Source organism: Actinomadura sp. WMMA1423 (assembly GCF_006547145.1).
GTDB lineage: Bacteria > Actinomycetota > Actinomycetes > Streptosporangiales > Streptosporangiaceae > Spirillospora.
The window spans coordinates 2885414-2900831 of sequence record NZ_CP041244.1 but is presented as its reverse complement, the minus strand read 5'-3'; the positions used below and the strand labels follow the sequence as shown (position 1 = coordinate 2900831).

14 protein-coding genes are annotated in these 15418 nt (G+C 70.6%); 6 read left to right on the top strand and 8 right to left on the bottom strand.

Features of this window, described 5'->3' with window-relative positions:
* Position 1: 1 nt before the first annotated feature.
* Positions 2-406 (top strand): type II toxin-antitoxin system VapC family toxin, encoded by a 405-nt coding sequence (locus FKD65_RS13440; RefSeq protein WP_141577824.1) that lies wholly within the window; start codon positions 2-4, stop codon positions 404-406.
* A gap of 55 nt (positions 407-461) precedes the next feature.
* On the opposite strand, the gene FKD65_RS13435 is transcribed toward FKD65_RS13440, so the two are convergent.
* Positions 462-1652, bottom strand: a complete 1191-nt coding sequence (locus FKD65_RS13435; RefSeq protein WP_141577823.1) for an NADP-dependent malic enzyme — start codon at positions 1650-1652, stop codon at positions 462-464.
* 362 nt (positions 1653-2014) lie between these two features.
* Between FKD65_RS13435 and FKD65_RS13430 the strand changes: the two genes are divergently transcribed.
* From FKD65_RS13430 to FKD65_RS13415, 4 genes are all read left to right on the top strand, one after another.
* A complete protein-coding gene (locus FKD65_RS13430; protein ID WP_141577822.1) occupies positions 2015-2926 on the top strand; it encodes an ABC transporter substrate-binding protein in 912 nt (303 codons plus the stop codon).
* A gap of 4 nt (positions 2927-2930) precedes the next feature.
* The gene (locus FKD65_RS13425) at positions 2931-3842 is read left to right on the top strand and encodes an amino acid ABC transporter permease (protein WP_141577821.1); all 912 of its coding nucleotides are present in this window, start codon (positions 2931-2933) and stop codon (positions 3840-3842) included.
* A 68-nt stretch (positions 3843-3910) separates the two neighbouring features.
* Entirely contained in the window at positions 3911-4663 is a 753-nt protein-coding gene (locus FKD65_RS13420; protein WP_141586802.1) for an amino acid ABC transporter ATP-binding protein, read from the top strand.
* 77 nt (positions 4664-4740) lie between these two features.
* The gene (locus tag FKD65_RS13415; RefSeq protein WP_141577820.1) at positions 4741-5709 is read left to right on the top strand and encodes a zinc-binding dehydrogenase; all 969 of its coding nucleotides are present in this window, start codon (positions 4741-4743) and stop codon (positions 5707-5709) included.
* Between the two features lie 77 nt (positions 5710-5786).
* On the opposite strand, the gene FKD65_RS13410 is transcribed toward FKD65_RS13415, so the two are convergent.
* From FKD65_RS13410 to FKD65_RS13390, 6 genes are all read right to left on the bottom strand, one after another.
* Entirely contained in the window at positions 5787-6509 is a 723-nt protein-coding gene (locus tag FKD65_RS13410) for a PadR family transcriptional regulator (RefSeq protein WP_141577819.1), read from the bottom strand.
* A 4-nt stretch (positions 6510-6513) separates the two neighbouring features.
* Positions 6514-7335, bottom strand: coding sequence for a DUF4097 family beta strand repeat-containing protein (locus FKD65_RS13405; protein ID WP_141577818.1), 822 nt, complete (start codon positions 7333-7335; stop codon positions 6514-6516).
* Positions 7336-7423: 88 nt separating this feature from the next.
* Positions 7424-7600 carry a DUF6104 family protein gene (locus FKD65_RS44165; RefSeq protein ID WP_168221026.1) on the bottom strand — a complete coding sequence of 59 codons (177 nt, stop codon included), beginning with the start codon at positions 7598-7600 and terminating at the stop codon, positions 7424-7426.
* 73 nt (positions 7601-7673) lie between these two features.
* Positions 7674-11402, bottom strand: coding sequence for a multifunctional oxoglutarate decarboxylase/oxoglutarate dehydrogenase thiamine pyrophosphate-binding subunit/dihydrolipoyllysine-residue succinyltransferase subunit (locus FKD65_RS13400; RefSeq protein ID WP_141577817.1), 3729 nt, complete (start codon positions 11400-11402; stop codon positions 7674-7676).
* Positions 11403-11772: 370 nt separating this feature from the next.
* Positions 11773-12444 (bottom strand): AIM24 family protein, encoded by a 672-nt coding sequence (locus FKD65_RS13395; protein ID WP_141577816.1) that lies wholly within the window; start codon positions 12442-12444, stop codon positions 11773-11775.
* A 62-nt stretch (positions 12445-12506) separates the two neighbouring features.
* Complete coding sequence (locus FKD65_RS13390) at positions 12507-13415, bottom strand: glutathione S-transferase family protein (RefSeq protein WP_141577815.1); 909 nt, start codon at positions 13413-13415, stop codon at positions 12507-12509.
* A 154-nt stretch (positions 13416-13569) separates the two neighbouring features.
* Between FKD65_RS13390 and FKD65_RS13385 the strand changes: the two genes are divergently transcribed.
* Positions 13570-14259 carry a DedA family protein gene (locus FKD65_RS13385; protein ID WP_141577814.1) on the top strand — a complete coding sequence of 230 codons (690 nt, stop codon included), beginning with the start codon at positions 13570-13572 and terminating at the stop codon, positions 14257-14259.
* A 13-nt stretch (positions 14260-14272) separates the two neighbouring features.
* Here the strand turns inward: FKD65_RS13385 and FKD65_RS13380 are convergent, their stop codons facing one another.
* On the bottom strand, positions 14273-15337 hold the full coding sequence (locus FKD65_RS13380) for a dihydrodipicolinate reductase (RefSeq protein WP_141577813.1): 1065 nt from the start codon (positions 15335-15337) through the stop codon (positions 14273-14275).
* Positions 15338-15418 lie beyond the last annotated feature (81 nt).

Here is a 15418-nt window from a genome sequence, read left to right as displayed (position 1 = left end):
CATGCAGCCCGCCGTCCTCGACACCGACGTCGCCTCGCTGGCCCACAAGCGCAAGCTCGACGGACCGCTCGCCACCCGGCTCATCGGCCGCAAGCCGCTGATCACTTTCGTGACCTACGGCGAACTCGCGAAGTGGATGGAGATCCGCCACTGGGGCGCCCGCCGGCGCCAAGAGCTCGCTGACTGGCTCGCCGACATCCCGGTTCTGCCCGGTGACGAGTCGGTCGCCGCGACCTGGGGGATGCTCTCGGCCGCCGGGATACAGCGCGGCCGTCCTCGTCCGACCAACGACATGTGGATCGCCGCCTGCGCTCTCACGTACGACCTGCCGCTGGCCACCCTCAACTTCAAGGATTACGAGGACTTCCGCCTCCACCACGGCCTCCGCGTCCTCGGCGCCGAGTAGCGGCCGCGTCTGACGGGCCGCGGCCCGTGCTCCGGGTGGAGCACGGGCCGGGTGGTCAGATGCGGGCGACGCCCTCCTCGCGGGCCTTCGCGGCGACCGCGGCGGTGACGGCGGGGGCCACTCGGTCGTCGAAGGGGCCGGGGACGACGTAGTCGGCGGTCAGGTCGTCGCCGACGATTCCGGCCAGGGCGTTCGCCGCGGCCAGCTTCATCCCCTCGGTGATCGTGTGGGCCCGGACGTCCAGCGCGCCGCGGAAGATGCCGGGGAACGCCAGGACGTTGTTGATCTGGTTCGGGAAGTCGCTGCGGCCGGTCGCGACGACCTTGGCGTGCCGCCGGGCGACGTCGGGGTGGACCTCGGGGGTCGGGTTGGAGAGCGCGAAGACGATCGAGTTCTCCGACATCGTGGCGACGCACGACTCGTGGACGGTGCTGCCGGACAGGCCGATGAACACGTCGGCGCCGCGCAGCGCCTCCTCCGTGGAGCCCTTCAGGTGCGACCGGTTGGTGATCGCGGCGATGCGCTCCTTGACGGGGTTCAGGCCGTCGCGCCCCTCGTGGATGATGCCCTTGCTGTCGGACAGGGCGATGTCGCCGATGCCCGCCTCGATCAGGATCTGCGAGACCGCGATGCCGGACGCGCCCGCGCCCGCCACGACCGCGCGCAGCTCCGACAGCGGCTTGCCGACGAAGCGCGCCGCGTTGGTCAGGGCGGCGAGGACGACGATCGCGGTGCCGTGCTGGTCGTCGTGGAAGACCGGGATGTCGAGGGCGGCGCGCAGTCGGTCCTCGATCTCGAAGCAGCGGGGGGCGCTGATGTCCTCCAGGTTGATGCCGCCGAAGCTCGGCGCCATCCGGACCACGGTGTCGACGATCTCGTCCACGTCCGTGCAGTTCAGCGCGATCGGCACGGAGTCGACGTTGGCGAACTCCTTGAACAGCAGGGACTTGCCCTCCATGACGGGCATGGAGGCGGCCGGGCCGATGTCGCCGAGGCCGAGCACGGCGGTGCCGTCGGTCACGACCGCGACGACCTTGGAGGTCCACGTGTAGTCGTAGGCAAGCTCGGGGTTGTCGGCGATCGCGGTGCACACGCGGGCGACGCCCGGCGTGTAGGCGAGCGAGAGGTCGTCCTTGTTGCGGACGGGGATGGTCGAGCGCATCTCCAGCTTGCCGCCGCGGTGCAGCGGGAACGCCGGATCGTCGTCCAGTGAGGGTGGTTCGGTGGGAATGGGCTCAGCAGCCACAGCGACCCCTGTCAGTGAAAGTTGGCTTTCTTGCGATGCCGCCACGGTGCTGGTGGTCTGGTGGCCGGTCACCCGGCGGTCATCTCGCGGCGTACGGGGGTCACCCGTTGTCTGATTGTGCCACACGGGCCGGCGGCGGCCCGGCGGCCGGGGTGGTGGTGACCGTCACGTGACCGTGCCCACACCGTGCCCGTTCCGTCGCGTTGCGTTGCGCATACCCCGGTGAACGCATATTGATCTGGGGCTGCCTCGTTGCGTGATTGTTTCGCACCCTTTATCCAGATCAGGGACGTTGTACGCCAAACTGTGCACCTGACCTTCGGATCTACGCGGATCCGACGAAACCACCTGGAGGGGGACCAGTGATCACCGGTTCTCTGCGCCGCCGCGCCGTCGCGGCGAGCGCGCTCGTACTGACGGGCGCGCTCGCGCTGTCCGCATGCGGCGACAGCAACGACTCGGGCGACTCGGGCTCCGCGGCCCCGAAGACGAGCGTGGACAGCAAGCTCGCGGCGATGGTCCCGGCCGCCATCAAGAGCGACGGGAAGCTCTCGATCGGCACCGACGCCTCGTACCCGCCCAACGAGTCCGTCGATCCGGCCTCCCAGAAGATCGTCGGATGGGACGTCGACCTCTTCAACGCCGTCGCGGCCAAGCTCGGCCTGAAGACCGAGTACAGCAACGCGGGCTTCGACACGATCATCCCCGGCGTCCAGTCCGGCAAGTACGAGGTCGGCGTCTCCTCCTTCACCGACACCAAGGAGCGGGAGCAGGCCGTCGACTTCGTCACCTACTACTCGGCCGGCACCACCTGGGCCGTGCTGAAGGGCAACCCGAAGGGCGTCAACCCTGAGGACGCCTGCGGCAAGTCCATCGGCGTCCAGCAGGGCACCGTGCAGGTGGACGACCTCGCCGCGCGCAGCAAGAAGTGCACCGACGCCGGCAAGCCGGCCATCAAGAGCGTCGTCCGCAAGCAGCAGACCGAGGTCAACAACGACCTCGTGGCGGGCAAGGTCGACGGCATGGCCGCCGACTCGCCCATCGTCGGCGACGCGGTGAAGAAGACCGGCGGCAAGCTGGAGATCCTCGGCCAGACCTACGACACCGCCCCCTACGGCTACGCGGTCGGCAAGAACTCCGGCCAGCTCAAGGAGGCCATCCAGGGCGCGCTGAAGGCGCTGGTCGCGGACGGCACCTACAAGAAGATCCTCAACGACGCCGGCGTGGAGACCGGTGCGATCACCGAACCGAAGATCAACGGGGCGCAGAGCTGATCGCATGACGGTCGACAACGACGCCGGCAAGGGGCGGCCTGAGGCGATCAAGGCCGTCCCGGTCCGGCATCCGGGGCGCTGGCTCGGGGCGGCGGTCGTCCTCGTGCTGGTCGCCATGTTCATCCACTTCCTGCTGACCAGCAAGGCGCTCGACTGGCCCGAGCAGGGGAAGTACCTGTTCAAGGAGCCGGTGCTCAAGGGCGTCCTGAACACCGTCTGGCTCACCCTGGCCGCCATGGTCGGCGGCGTCGTGCTCGGCATCCTGCTCGCCCTGATGCGGCTGTCGGCCAACCCGCTGCTGAGCGGCGCGGCCTGGGTGTACCTGTGGTTCTTCCGCGGCACGCCGCTCTACACGCAGCTGCTCATCTGGGGCGCGATCGGCACGCTGTTCCCGACGGTCGGGATCGGCATCCCGTTCGGCCCCGAGTTCGAGACGTGGAAGACGCAGGAGCTGGTCAACGCCGCGATCGCGGCGGCGCTCGGGCTGATCCTCAACGAGGCCGCCTACATGGCCGAGATCGTCCGGGCCGGCATCCTGTCGGTGGACGAGGGCCAGCAGGAGGCCGCGAGCGCGCTCGGGATGTCCCGGACGCAGACGATGCGGCGGATCGTGCTCCCGCAGGCGATGCGCGTCATCGTCCCGCCGACGGGCAACGAGGCGATCTCGATGCTGAAGAACACCTCGCTCGTCGCGGCGATCCCGTACTCGGAGCTGACCTTCACCGCGCAGACCATCTACGCCACCACCTACAAGATCATCCCGATGCTGGTGATGGCCTGCCTGTGGTACCTGCTCATCTCCTCGGTCATGATGATCGGGCAGTTCTACCTGGAGCGGTACTACAGCAGGGGCACCAGCAAGGGGGCGGAGGCCAGGCAGCGGCTCCGCTTCCGCGGCGGAGGAGGCGGCCAGTGAGCGCAGGCGAGGACATCGCGGGCGGCGCCCCCGGCATCCCGGAGCCCGCGGCCGCGAGCGGCGGGCTGATGGTCAAGGCCGAGGCCGTGCACAAGTCCTTCGGGCGGCTGGAGGTGCTGAAGGGCATCGACCTGGAGGTCAGGCCCGGAGAGGTGATGTGCGTCGTCGGGCCGTCCGGATCGGGCAAGTCGACGTTCCTGCGCTGCATCAACCACCTGGAGAAGATCAACGCCGGGCGGCTGTGGGTGAACGGCCACCTCGTCGGCTACCGAGAGTCGGGCGGCAAGCTCTACGAGCTGCGCGACAGGGAGGTCGCCGCGCAGCGCCGCGAGATCGGCATGGTGTTCCAGCGGTTCAACCTGTTCCCGCACATGACGGCGCTGGACAACGTCATGGAGGCGCCCTGCCGCGTCAAGCGGCAGCCGAAGGGCGAGGTGCGGGAGCGGGCCGTCGCCCTGCTCACGCGGGTCGGGCTCAGCGACAAGGTGAACAGCTACCCGGCGCAGCTGTCCGGCGGGCAGCAGCAGCGGGTCGCGATCGCGCGGGCCCTCGCCATGGAGCCCGCGCTGATGCTGTTCGACGAGCCGACCTCCGCGCTGGACCCCGAGCTCGTCGGCGAGGTCCTGGAGGTCATGAAGCAGCTCGCCCTCGACGGCATGACCATGGTCGTGGTCACCCACGAGATGGGCTTCGCCCGGGAGGTCGGCGACTCGCTGGTCTTCATGGACGGCGGCGTCGTGGTCGAGAAGGGCACCCCCCGGGAGGTCCTGGCCAACCCGCAACACCGCCGCACGCAGGACTTCCTGTCCAAGGTCCTGTGACACGCGAGCACGCGGCCCGTCCCCGACACGCCGGGGGCGGGCCGTTCGCGCCGCCGGACGGCGGTTAGTGTGCGTCCATGTTCGCTGTCACGGCCACACAGATCGACGCAGACAATCCGCTGAACGGGCTCACGCTGGGGGAGCGGCCCGATCCCGAGGTACCGGACGGCTGGACGACCGTCACGGTGAAGGCCGCCGCGCTCAACCACCACGACCTGTGGTCGCTGAAGGGCGTCGGCCTGCCCGCCGACCGGCTCCCCATGATCCTCGGCTGCGACGCGGCCGGGGTGGACGAGGACGGCAACGAGGTCATCGTCCACTCGGTGATCGGCGACCCGGCCCGGGGCGGCGGCGACGAGACCCTCGACCCGAAGCGCTCGCTGCTGTCGGAGACCCATCCCGGGACGCTCGCGGAGAAGGTCGCGGTGCCGCGCCGCAACCTCGTCCCCAAGCCCGCGGAGCTGACGTTCGAGGAGGCGGCCTGCCTGCCGACCGCCTGGCTCACCGCGTACCGGATGCTGTTCGACAAGGCCGGGCTCCAGCCCGGCGCGTCCGTGCTGGTGCAGGGCGCGGGCGGCGGCGTCGCGACCGCGGCGATCGCGCTGGCGGCCGCCGCCGGCTACCGCGTCTACGCGACCAGCCGCAGCGAGGCCAAGCGCGAGCGGGCGCAGGAGCTCGGCGCGGACGCCGCGTTCGAGACGGGCGCGCGGCTGCCCGAGCGCGTCGACGCCGTGATCGAGACGGTCGGCGAGGCGACCTGGTCGCACTCGCTGAAGTCGCTGCGGCCCGGCGGCCGGATCGTGGTGTCCGGCGCGACCAGCGGGCAGGTGCCGCCCGCCGAGCTGAACCGCGTGTTCTTCCTCCAGTTGCAGGTGGTCGGCTCCACCATGGGCACCCGCGACCAGCTGGAGCGGCTCGCCCGGTTCCTGGTCAAGACCGGTGTGCGGCCGCACGTCGACCGGACCCTGCCGCTCAGCCGCGCGAAGGAGGGCTTCGCCGCGATGGCGGAGGGCGACCTCTTCGGCAAGATCGTTTTCACCCCGTGACGCCGTGACGGGCCGGGCGGGCTGTGGCCGGTGCGCCGGTCACGGCTCGCGGCTCACGGCTCGCGGTGGAAGACCTCTCACCGCTCGCGTCGGAAGACCTCGTCGCGCAGCCGCTCGCGCGCCTCGTCGAGGACGGCCTGCGCGGCGGCGAGGCCGTCCTCGTCCAGCCGCGCCGTCTTCGCCGACTTGCGGACGTCCTCGACGAACCGGCGGAGCAGGCGCTCCAGCTTGAGGCGGGCGACGTCCTCGCGGGTGCCGGTCGCCGTCTTCCAGGCGTCGTCCCAGTTCTGCCGCCACTCCTCCTTCCACGCCTGCTTCTGCTCCCGCCAGTGGTCCTTCTGCCGGCGCCACTCGTCCTTCTGGCGCTCGGTGGTCTCCTTCCACGCGTCCTTGGACGTGGTCTTGCCCTGGTCGCGCATCGTCCGGGCGGCCTGGGTCAGCTCCTCGCGCAGCGTCCGGACGGTCTGCCGCACGTCCTCCTGCACGCCGCGCGCGAACTCCTGCGCGGAGGCGGCGATCTCCTCCTCCAGGTCGGCCAGCTCGTCCATCCGGCGCTCCAGCTCCTCGCGGCCCTTGTCGGTCAGCGAGTACACCTTCTTGCCCTTGACCACCTCGTGGGTGACCAGGCCCTCGGCCTCCAGCCGGGCCAGCCGCGGATAGATCGTGCCGGGGGAGGGCGAGTAGACGCCGAGGAACCGGTCCTCCAGGAGCCGGATCACCTCGTAGCCGTGCCGCGGGCTCTCCTCCAGCAGCTTGAGCAGGTACAGCCGCAGGCGACCGTGGCCGAAGACGGGGCTCACGTGGTCACTTCTCCATTCGGGGTGTGGTGATCTCCGGTGCGTCGTCGTCGCGGCCGAGCAGGGCGATCGCGCCGGACACCGTGTTGACCGCGACCCGGCCCGAGCCGTCCCCCGTCTTGCCCGTGACGGTGCGCGAGACGGTGCGCTCCTGCCGGTCGAGGGGGAAGGACGTCTCGATCCGCCCGGCGGCCGAGTTCAGCGAGACCCGCGCGCCGGTGGACGCCGGAACGCGCAGCGCCACCTCGCCCGAGACCGTGTTCACCTCGACGCCGCCGCTCCCGGCCAGGTCGACGTCGGCGGCGATGCGGCCGCTGACGGTGCGGGCCGCCAGGCGCTCGACGGACGCGCCCGCCAGGGTCAGGTCGCCGGACACGGAGGTGAACGACACCGTCCCGTCCAGCCCCTGCGCCTCGATCGCGCCGGAGACCGTGTTGGCGTCGATCGCGCCCGCCACCCCGTCGAGCACCACGTCGCCCGAGGCGCTCTTGATGGACGTGCGGGCCGTCGTGCCGGTCACCACCGCGTCCGCCGACACCAGGTTGAGGCTGACGGGGCAGTCGCGCGGGACGGTCACGGTGATCGCGGCGCGGACCTTCTGGTTGCGCAGCCAGCCGAGCACGCCCTCCCAGAGCTTCTCGTGGGTGACGGTCAGCATCCCCGCCTCGTGCGTGACCACCAGCGGCGGGCCCTCGACGCTCCCGACCATGATGGACGGGCGCTCGTCGGAGGCGAGCACCGACACACTGCCCGCGATCAGCGTGACCCTTAGCGCGACCACGCCGTCGAAGTCGAGGGTGGTCGGTTCGTCGATCGTCCAGCGCGACATCGCGATGTGCCCTTCGTCCGAGGCCTGCGTCCAGTAAACACGATATGTCGCGTTCCTTGAAAGTCAAGACATATCGCGTTCAACCGGGTCAGTCCTCTTCGTCGTCCAGGCGCGCGAGCCAGGTCGCGAGGCGGTCGACGGGGGTCTCGAACTCGGGGTTCAGGTCGACGAACTCGCGCAGCCGGCCGGCCAGCCACTCCAGGCTGACCTCCTCCGCGCCGCGCCGGTCCACCAGCTCCTCGATGCCCCGGTCGGTGAAGTACATCGCGTCTCTCCCGTTGCAAGCCCGAGGGCCCCGGCGCGCCGCACCGGAGCCCTCGGGTCGAATCCGTACCGCTCTACTTCCGCTCGCCGAACAGGCGCGCGAGAAGGGCGTCCTGCTCGGCCTGGTGCAGCTTCGCCGACCCCACCGCCGGGGACGAGGACGCCGGGCGCGACACCCGCGACATCTTCAGCCCCTCGATGTGGCGCGGCAGCTTCAGCGCCATGAACGGCCAGGCGCCCATGTTGGCGGGCTCGTCCTGCACGAACACGACCTCCGCGCCGGCCGGGTACTTGGCCAGCTCCGCCTTGATCTCGTCGACGGGCGGCGGGTAGAGCCGCTCGACCCGCACGACCGCGGTGTCGTTCGCGCCCGCCGCCTGCCGGGCCTTCACCACGTCGTAGTAGATCTTGCCGGTGGTGAGCAGCACCCGCCGCACGCCCGCCGGGTCGATCGCCGGGTCGCTCTCCGGGATGACCGGCTGGAACGCGCCGCCGGTGATCTGCTCGACCGGGGACGTGGCCGCCTTCAGCCGCAGCAGCGACTTCGGCGTGAACACGACCAGCGGCTTGTGCCGGTTCGACAGCACCTGCCAGCGCAGCAGGTGGAAGTAGTTCGCCGGCGTGGTCGGGTAGACGACCGTCATGTTGTCCTGAGCGCACAGCTGCAGGTACCGCTCGATCCGCGCGGACGAGTGGTCGGGACCCTGGCCCTCGTAGCCGTGCGGCAGCAGCAGCACGACGCCCGAGTGCTGGCCCCACTTCTGCTCGCCGGAGGAGATGTACTCGTCGACGATCGACTGGGCGCCGTTGGCGAAGTCGCCGAACTGGGCCTCCCAGCAGACGAGCGCGTCGGGCCGCGTCATCGAGTAGCCGTACTCGAAGCCCATCGCCGCGTACTCGCTGAGCAGCGAGTCGTGCACGTAGAACTTCGACACGCCCTGCCCGAACTGCTTGAGCGGCGTGTACTCCTCGCCCGTCCGGCGGTCGACGAGCACCGCGTGCCGCTGGCCGAACGTGCCGCGCCGGGTGTCCTGCCCGACGAGCCGCACCGGGTGGCCGTCGATCAGCAGCGAGCCCATCGCCAGCAGCTCGCCGGTCGCCCAGTCGATCGCGTCGTCCTCGATCATCTGGGCGCGGCGCTGGAGGATCGGCTGGAGCCGCGGGTGCGGGGTGAAGCCCTCGGGCAGGCTGACCTGCGACTCGATGATCCGCTTCACGGTCTCCTGCGGGATCGCCGAGCCGGCCCTGCCGTGGTCGATCGGGATGCGCTCCTCGACGTCGGGCTTCACGACCGAGCCCGGTTCGAGGGGCTTCTTCACGGCCTCGCGGGTCTCGGTGAAGGCCCGCTCCAGCTGCTCCTGGTAGTCGCGGAGGGCCTGCTCGGCCTCCTCCACCGTGATGTCGCCGCGGCCGATCAGCGCCTCGGTGTAGAGCTTGCGGACGGACCGCTTGGCGTCGATCAGGTCGTACATGAGCGGCTGCGTGAACGAGGGGTTCTCGCCCTCGTTGTGGCCGCGCCGCCGGTAGCAGACCATGTCGATGACGACGTCCTTCTTGAACGTCTGCCGGTACTCGAATGCCAGCCGCGCCACCCGCGCGCACATCTCGGGGTCGTCGCCGTTCACGTGGAAGATCGGCGCCTGGATCATCCGCGCGACGTCGGTGGCGTAGACGCTGGAGCGCGAGTATTCCGGCGCCGTGGTGAAGCCCACCTGGTTGTTGATGACCACGTGCACCGAGCCGCCGGTGCGGTACCCGCGCAGCTGCGACAGGTTCAGCGTCTCGGCCACCACGCCCTGGCCGGCGAACGCCGCGTCGCCGTGGATCAGGATCGGCAGGACGGTGAAGCCGGCCTCGCCGACGTCGAGGAGGTCCTGCTTGGCGCGGACGACGCCCTCCAGCACCGGGTCGACGGTCTCCAGGTGGGAGGGGTTCGCGACCAGCTCGGTGTGGATCTTGGAGCCGTCGCTCGCGACGAAGTCGCCGGACGCCCCGAGGTGGTACTTCACGTCGCCCGAGCCCTGGGCGCTGCGCGGGTCGAGGTTGCCCTCGAACTCGCCGAAGATCTGCCCGTAGGACTTGCCGACGATGTTGGCGAGGACGTTCAGCCGGCCGCGGTGCGCCATGCCGATCACGACCTCGTCCAGGCTGGCCTTCGCCGCCGCCGAGATCACCGAGTCGAGCAGCGGGATGACCGACTCGCCGCCCTCCAGCGAGAACCGCTTCTGCCCGACGAACTTCGTCTGCAGGAACGTCTCGAAGGCCTCGGCGCTGTTCAGCCGCCGCAGCACGTGCAGCTGCTCCTCGCGCGAGGGCTTCTCGTGCGGGACCTCCACGCGCTCCTGGATCCAGGCGCGCTCCTCCGGGTCCTGGATGTGCATGTACTCGATGCCGACCGTGCGGCAGTACGCCATCCGCAGCACGCCGAGGATCTCGCGCAGCCTCATGGTCGGCTTGCCGCCGAACCCGCCGGTCGCGAACTCGCGCTCCAGGTCCCACAGGGTGAGGCCGTGCTTGAGGATGTCGAGGTCGGGGTGGCGGCGCTGCTTGTACTCCAGCGGGTCGGTGTCGGCCATCAGGTGGCCGCGGACCCGGTAGGCGTGGATCAGCTCGTGGACGCGGGCGACCTTGGCGACGTCGTCCTCGTGGGTGGCGGAGATGTCCTTGACCCAGCGCACCGGCTCGTACGGGATGCGCAGCGCCTCGAAGATCTCGTCGTAGAAGCCGTCCTCGCCCAGCAGGAGCTGGTGGATGCGGCGCAGGAAGTCGCCGGACTGCGCGCCCTGGATGATCCGGTGGTCGTAGGTGGAGGTCAGCGTCATCACCTTGCTGATCCCCATGCGGGCCAGGGTGTCGCTGGACGCGCCCGCGAACTCGGCCGGGTACTCCATGGCGCCGACGCCGATGATCGTGCCCTGGCCCGGCATCAGCCGCGGCACCGAGTGGACGGTGCCGATCGTGCCGGGGTTCGTCAGGCTGATCGTGGTGCCCTGGAAGTCGTCGAGGGTGAGCTTGCCGCCGCGGGCCTTGCGGACGATCTCCTCGTAGGAGGCCCAGAACTGGCGGAAGTCCAGCGTCTCGGCGGCCTTGATGCTCGGCACGACGAGCTGCCGGGAGCCGTCGTCCTTCTGCAGGTCGATGGCCAGCCCGAAGTTGACGTGCTCGGGCCTGATCAGCACCGGCTTGCCGTCGACCTCGGTGAACGCGGCGTTCATCTCGGGCATCGCGGCCAGCGCCCTGACGATCGCGTACCCGATGAGGTGCGTGAAGGAGACCTTGCCGCCGCGCCCGCGCTTGAGGTGGTTGTTGATGACGATGCGGTTGTCGATCAGCAGCTTGGCCGGGACGGCGCGCACGCTCGTCGCCGTCGGCACCGCCAGGCTGGCCTCCATGTTGGTGGCCGTCCGGGCGGCGACGCCGCGCAGCCGGACCTCCTCGGCCCCCGCCGGCACCGGCGGAGGCGCCGGCTTGTCCGCCTTCGGGGCCGGGGCCTTGGCCTTCGCGGCCGGGGCCTTCGCGGCCGGCTTGTCCGCCTTCGGCGGCGCGGCGGGCGGCTGCGGTGTCGGCGGAGCGGCCGCGGTGCCGTTGGCCCCCTTCGGGACCGCGCCGTCGGCGGGGGCCTGGGGGGTCGCGGACGCGGGCCGGCTGTCCGGCTGGTAGTCCGCGAAGAAGTTCCACCAGGCTTCGTCAACGGAGTTGGGGTCGTCGAGGTACTTCTGGTACAGCTCGTCGACCAGCCACTCGTTGGCGCCGAAATCGGTCATGTTCGGGTCGGCACTTGTTTGCGACGACTCTGTCGACACGGCGGAGATCGCCCTCTTCCGCAGCTCGCAGGTAAGTTCTGAGACGCATCAAGGCTACTCGCACTTGCCCCCGCACTACGCCAGCGTGTCGCAACCCCGCCCCCGCGCAACCCCCGCGTCGGCAGAACCAGCCGAAGGCAGGGCCGTGCCTCCGGCAAGATCTACGAACGTGCCCACCCTCCTCGGCCATCGCCGCAACCACGCGACCACCTCAATGGTTGCGATCGCGTCCGAAGGCAGATTCGAGCGAAGCAAGAATCTGATCGCGCAGCGAGCCGTCAAGGCGAGACGGAGCGATGCCAGCGATCGCCCGCGTTTCTCGACGATGGAGGGCCGCCAGGCCCGAAGGAGGAGAGAAACGCCATAAAACTCAGTGGGTGTGCGGGGCGACCGTGGGGCCTTCGGAAGCCTGGATCAGGACGAAGCCCTGGCCCTGGTAGGCCAGCTGCATCGCCTCGCCGCTGCCGCGGCCGATGAGGGCGCTCGCCTTGAAGGTGCGGTTGACGCCGACCTGGAGGCTGGTGCTCCACGCGACCGCGGACTGGCCGTCGGCGAACGTGGGGGCGCGGCCGCAGTCGAGCATCACGGGCGTCCCGTGCGTGGTGAGCGCCACCCAGCCGGTGCCCTGGAGGGTGGTGTTGAACAGGCCGCCCGCGGCGATGCCCGCGCCCTGGACGCGCTGGATGTCGGACTGCAGGTGCGAGTCGTAGGCGAGGATGTTCTTGCCGTTGACGGTGATCCCCTCGTTCTCCAGGTAGAAGAGGTGGATGTCGTCGGCGTCGTTGGCGACGAACAGCAGGCCCTGGCCCTTGACGCGCATGAGGGGGACGCCCTCACCGGTCAGGGCCTTCTTCATGAACTTGCCGATGCCGCCCGCGCCCTCGTAGTCGAACTCCATCTGGCCCTGGAAGGCGACCATGGACCCCTGCCGGGCGAGCACGTCGCCGTTCAGGTGGATCCGGAGCATCTTGGAGTTCTGGAGGGCGAAGTGGCCGGGGAGCTGCTGGCCCTGCTCGAGGTTGCCGAAGAACTGGCTGCGCATGGTGGGGTCGTGCCTCTCGTGCGGTTTAACGGAGGTGCGCCAGCATAACGAGGGAGAAGCCGTCATCGTCCCCGGTCGTGCGGGGACGTCCAGTCCACGAGCGGGCCCTTGGCGACGACGCCCGACGGGTTGATGTTGCGCTGCGTCACGTAGTAGTGCCGCTTGATGTGGTCGAAGTTCGTGGTCTCGCCGAACGCCGGGATCGAGTACAGGTCGCGGGCGTAGCCCCAGAGGTTCTCGTAGTCGGCGAGGCGCCGCAGGTTGCACTTGAAGTGGCCGTGGTAGACGGCGTCGAAGCGGGCGAGCGTCGGGTAGAGCCGGACGTCAGCCTCGGTGATCTCGTCCCCGAGGAGGTAACGCCGGGTGGACAGGCGCTCCTCCAGCCGGTCGAGGGTGTCGAAGAGGGCGTCGAAGGCCTCCTCGTAGACGCCCTGCGAGGTGGCGAAGCCCGCCTTGTACACCCCGTTGTTGACCGTGTGGTAGACGAGGTCGTTCAGCTCGTCGATCTCCGGGCGCAGCGCCTCGGGGTACAGGTCGGGCGCGCCGGGCCGGTGGTGGGCGGTGAACTCGGTCTCGAACATCGTGGTGATGTTCGGGAAGTCGTTGGTGACCAGGCGCTCGGTCTCGGTGTCCCAGACGCAGGGCACGGTGTAGCGGCCCTGGAACGCCGGGTCGGTGGACAGGTACAGCTCCGAGAGGAAGACCGCGCCGGTCACGGGGTCGCGGTCGGGGAACCGCCAGCCCTTCTCGTCCCGGATGGGGTCGACCACGCCGACGCCGATCGCGTCCTCCAGGCCGAGCAGCCGCCGCACGATCAGGGTCCGGTGCGCCCACGGGCAGGCGTAGGAGACGAAGAGCCGGTACCTGCCGGGCTCGGCGGGCAGGCCGCTCGCCCCGTCCGCCGTGATCCGCTCGGTGAACCGGTTCGCCTGCCGGACGAAACGGCCTCCCTCGACCTCCTGCACGCTCATGCCCGTCTCCCTCTGAAGTAGGTGAGGACGACCCGGAGGTCGACCCCTGCGGGTGATCCGGGTCCGGGAACCTCGCGGCTACCATAACCGTCGGTATCCATTGTGAAACGGCCGCGACGGCCGGACCGGCGGATCGACGAGGTGGCGGGGGTCCATGCTCGAGCAATTCAACGCCCTGGTGGACGGCCTGCCGCCGGCGACGATCTACCTGATCATCGCGGCGCTGGTGTTCGCCGAGGCCGCGCTGTTCGTCGGGTTCGTGTTCCCGGGCGAGACCGCGATCGTGGTCGGCGGCGTCCTCGCCAGCCAGCACGTGCTGTCACTGCCGCTGCTGCTGGTCATTGCGGTGGTCGCCGCCGTGGCGGGCGACTCGGTCGGCTACGAGATCGGCCGCAAGTACGGGCCGCGGCTGCTCGACGTCAAGATGATGCGAAGACACCGCGCGAAGGTCGCGGCCGCGCAGGACCTGATCCGCCGCCGCGGCGCGTTCGCGGTGTTCATCGGACGGTTCACGGCGCTGCTGCGGGCCCTCATGCCCGCCCTCGCGGGCAGCTCGCGGCTGCCGTATCCGAAGTTCCTGCTCTTCAACGTCATCGGCGGCGTCGTCTGGGTCGTCACGTTCACGCTCGGCGGCTTCTTCGCGGGCACGGCGTTCGAGCACGCGGCCAAGCTCGCGGGGCGGGGCCTGGCGATCGGGCTGGCGGCCGCGGCCGTCGTCGCGCTGGTGGTGTGGAGCGTCCGCAAGCACCGCCGGGAGGCCCGCGAGGAGGCCGAGGCCCAGGCCGCCGAGGACGCGGACGACAACGACGACGCCGACGAGTCGGCCTCGACGCTGCCGTCCTGACCGCGCGGGGCGCTCACAGGTGCATCCGGCCGCCGATCATCGGCAGGTCGAGGTAGGTGCGGATGCCGGGCTCGGCGGCGCACACGGCCGGGACGGAGTTCAGCGCGTGCGCGGCCGCCGCGGAGATCGCGTCGGAGACCCACTCCTCGCCCGCCGACAGCTGGAGCGGGGGGCGGCCGTCCACGCGCAGCGAGTATCCGGGCCGGCCCCACTCGTCCGGCATCCGCGCGGCGTCCGCCTTGTGCACGACCTCCACGGTGATGACGGGCCGGCCGGCGGCGATGCCGCTGAACGTCCAGCGGGCGGCGGCGACCGTGCCGCGCGGGATCGGCCCCGCGGCCGTCGACAGGTCGGCGCCGGCCAGCCGGTGGTCCACGTCCACGTCGATCTCGTCGAGCTCGACGCCGAGCCCGGCGGCGATCAGGTGCAGGCTCTCGGAGAACAGCGTCCGCATCGCGGCGCGGTTGGGCCGCAGCGCGCGCAGGTACGCCTCCTCGTCCTTGCCGAACCCGAGCATGTGGTGGACCATCCGCCAGGACGGGTGCCGGGCGAAGTCGGTGCACTCGCGGGCGTAGACGTGGGTGATCCGGCGGGACAGCCGCGACAGCACCAGCGGCATCACGTCGGCCATGAAGCCCTGGCTGACGCCGCTGCCGTGCACCGAGACGCCGCCCCGCTTGCAGGCCTGCTCCAGCTCGTTCACGAAGAACGGGCCGAGCGCGCGCGGGTACACGAGGCCGGTGAGGGAGATGAGGTTCTTGCCGGACGCCAGCAGCGCGCAGATGGTCTCCAGCTCGGCGAACCGGTCGTGCACGGGGCTCGGGGCCCAGACGACGCAGTCGGCGTCCAGGTCGAGGACCGCGCCGAGGTCGCCGGTCGCGGTGACCCCGACGGGGTCGCGGCCCGCGAGCGTCCCGGCGTCGGCGCCCGCCTTGGCCGGGGAGTGCGCCCACACGCCGACGAGCTCCATGTCGTCCCGGTCGAGGACGCCCCGGATCGCGCTGCGGCCGAGCGCGCCCGTCGCCCACTGGACCACGCGGTAGGGGCGGGCGGGCGTGGACGCGGCGGCGGGGCTCATCGAGGCGGGACCTCCGTTGCTCCTCGGGACGTCGATGGGTGAGGAGACTACGCGTCGGGCGCGAGGGAATTGCGGCGATCT

Coding starts and splice junctions, on each gene's coding strand:
- FKD65_RS13440 (WP_141577824.1), top strand. CDS start 2: ATGCAGCCCGCCGTCCTCGACACCGACGTCGCCTCGCTGGCCCACAAG.
- FKD65_RS13425 (WP_141577821.1), top strand. CDS start 2,931: ATGACGGTCGACAACGACGCCGGCAAGGGGCGGCCTGAGGCGATCAAG.
- FKD65_RS13420 (WP_141586802.1), top strand. CDS start 3,911: ATGGTCAAGGCCGAGGCCGTGCACAAGTCCTTCGGGCGGCTGGAGGTG.
- FKD65_RS13415 (WP_141577820.1), top strand. CDS start 4,741: ATGTTCGCTGTCACGGCCACACAGATCGACGCAGACAATCCGCTGAAC.
- FKD65_RS13405 (WP_141577818.1), bottom strand. CDS start 7,335: ATGTCGCGCTGGACGATCGACGAACCGACCACCCTCGACTTCGACGGC.
- FKD65_RS44165 (WP_168221026.1), bottom strand. CDS start 7,600: ATGTACTTCACCGACCGGGGCATCGAGGAGCTGGTGGACCGGCGCGGC.
- FKD65_RS13395 (WP_141577816.1), bottom strand. CDS start 12,444: ATGCGCAGCCAGTTCTTCGGCAACCTCGAGCAGGGCCAGCAGCTCCCC.
- FKD65_RS13390 (WP_141577815.1), bottom strand. CDS start 13,415: ATGAGCGTGCAGGAGGTCGAGGGAGGCCGTTTCGTCCGGCAGGCGAAC.
- FKD65_RS13385 (WP_141577814.1), top strand. CDS start 13,570: ATGCTCGAGCAATTCAACGCCCTGGTGGACGGCCTGCCGCCGGCGACG.
- FKD65_RS13380 (WP_141577813.1), bottom strand. CDS start 15,337: ATGAGCCCCGCCGCCGCGTCCACGCCCGCCCGCCCCTACCGCGTGGTC.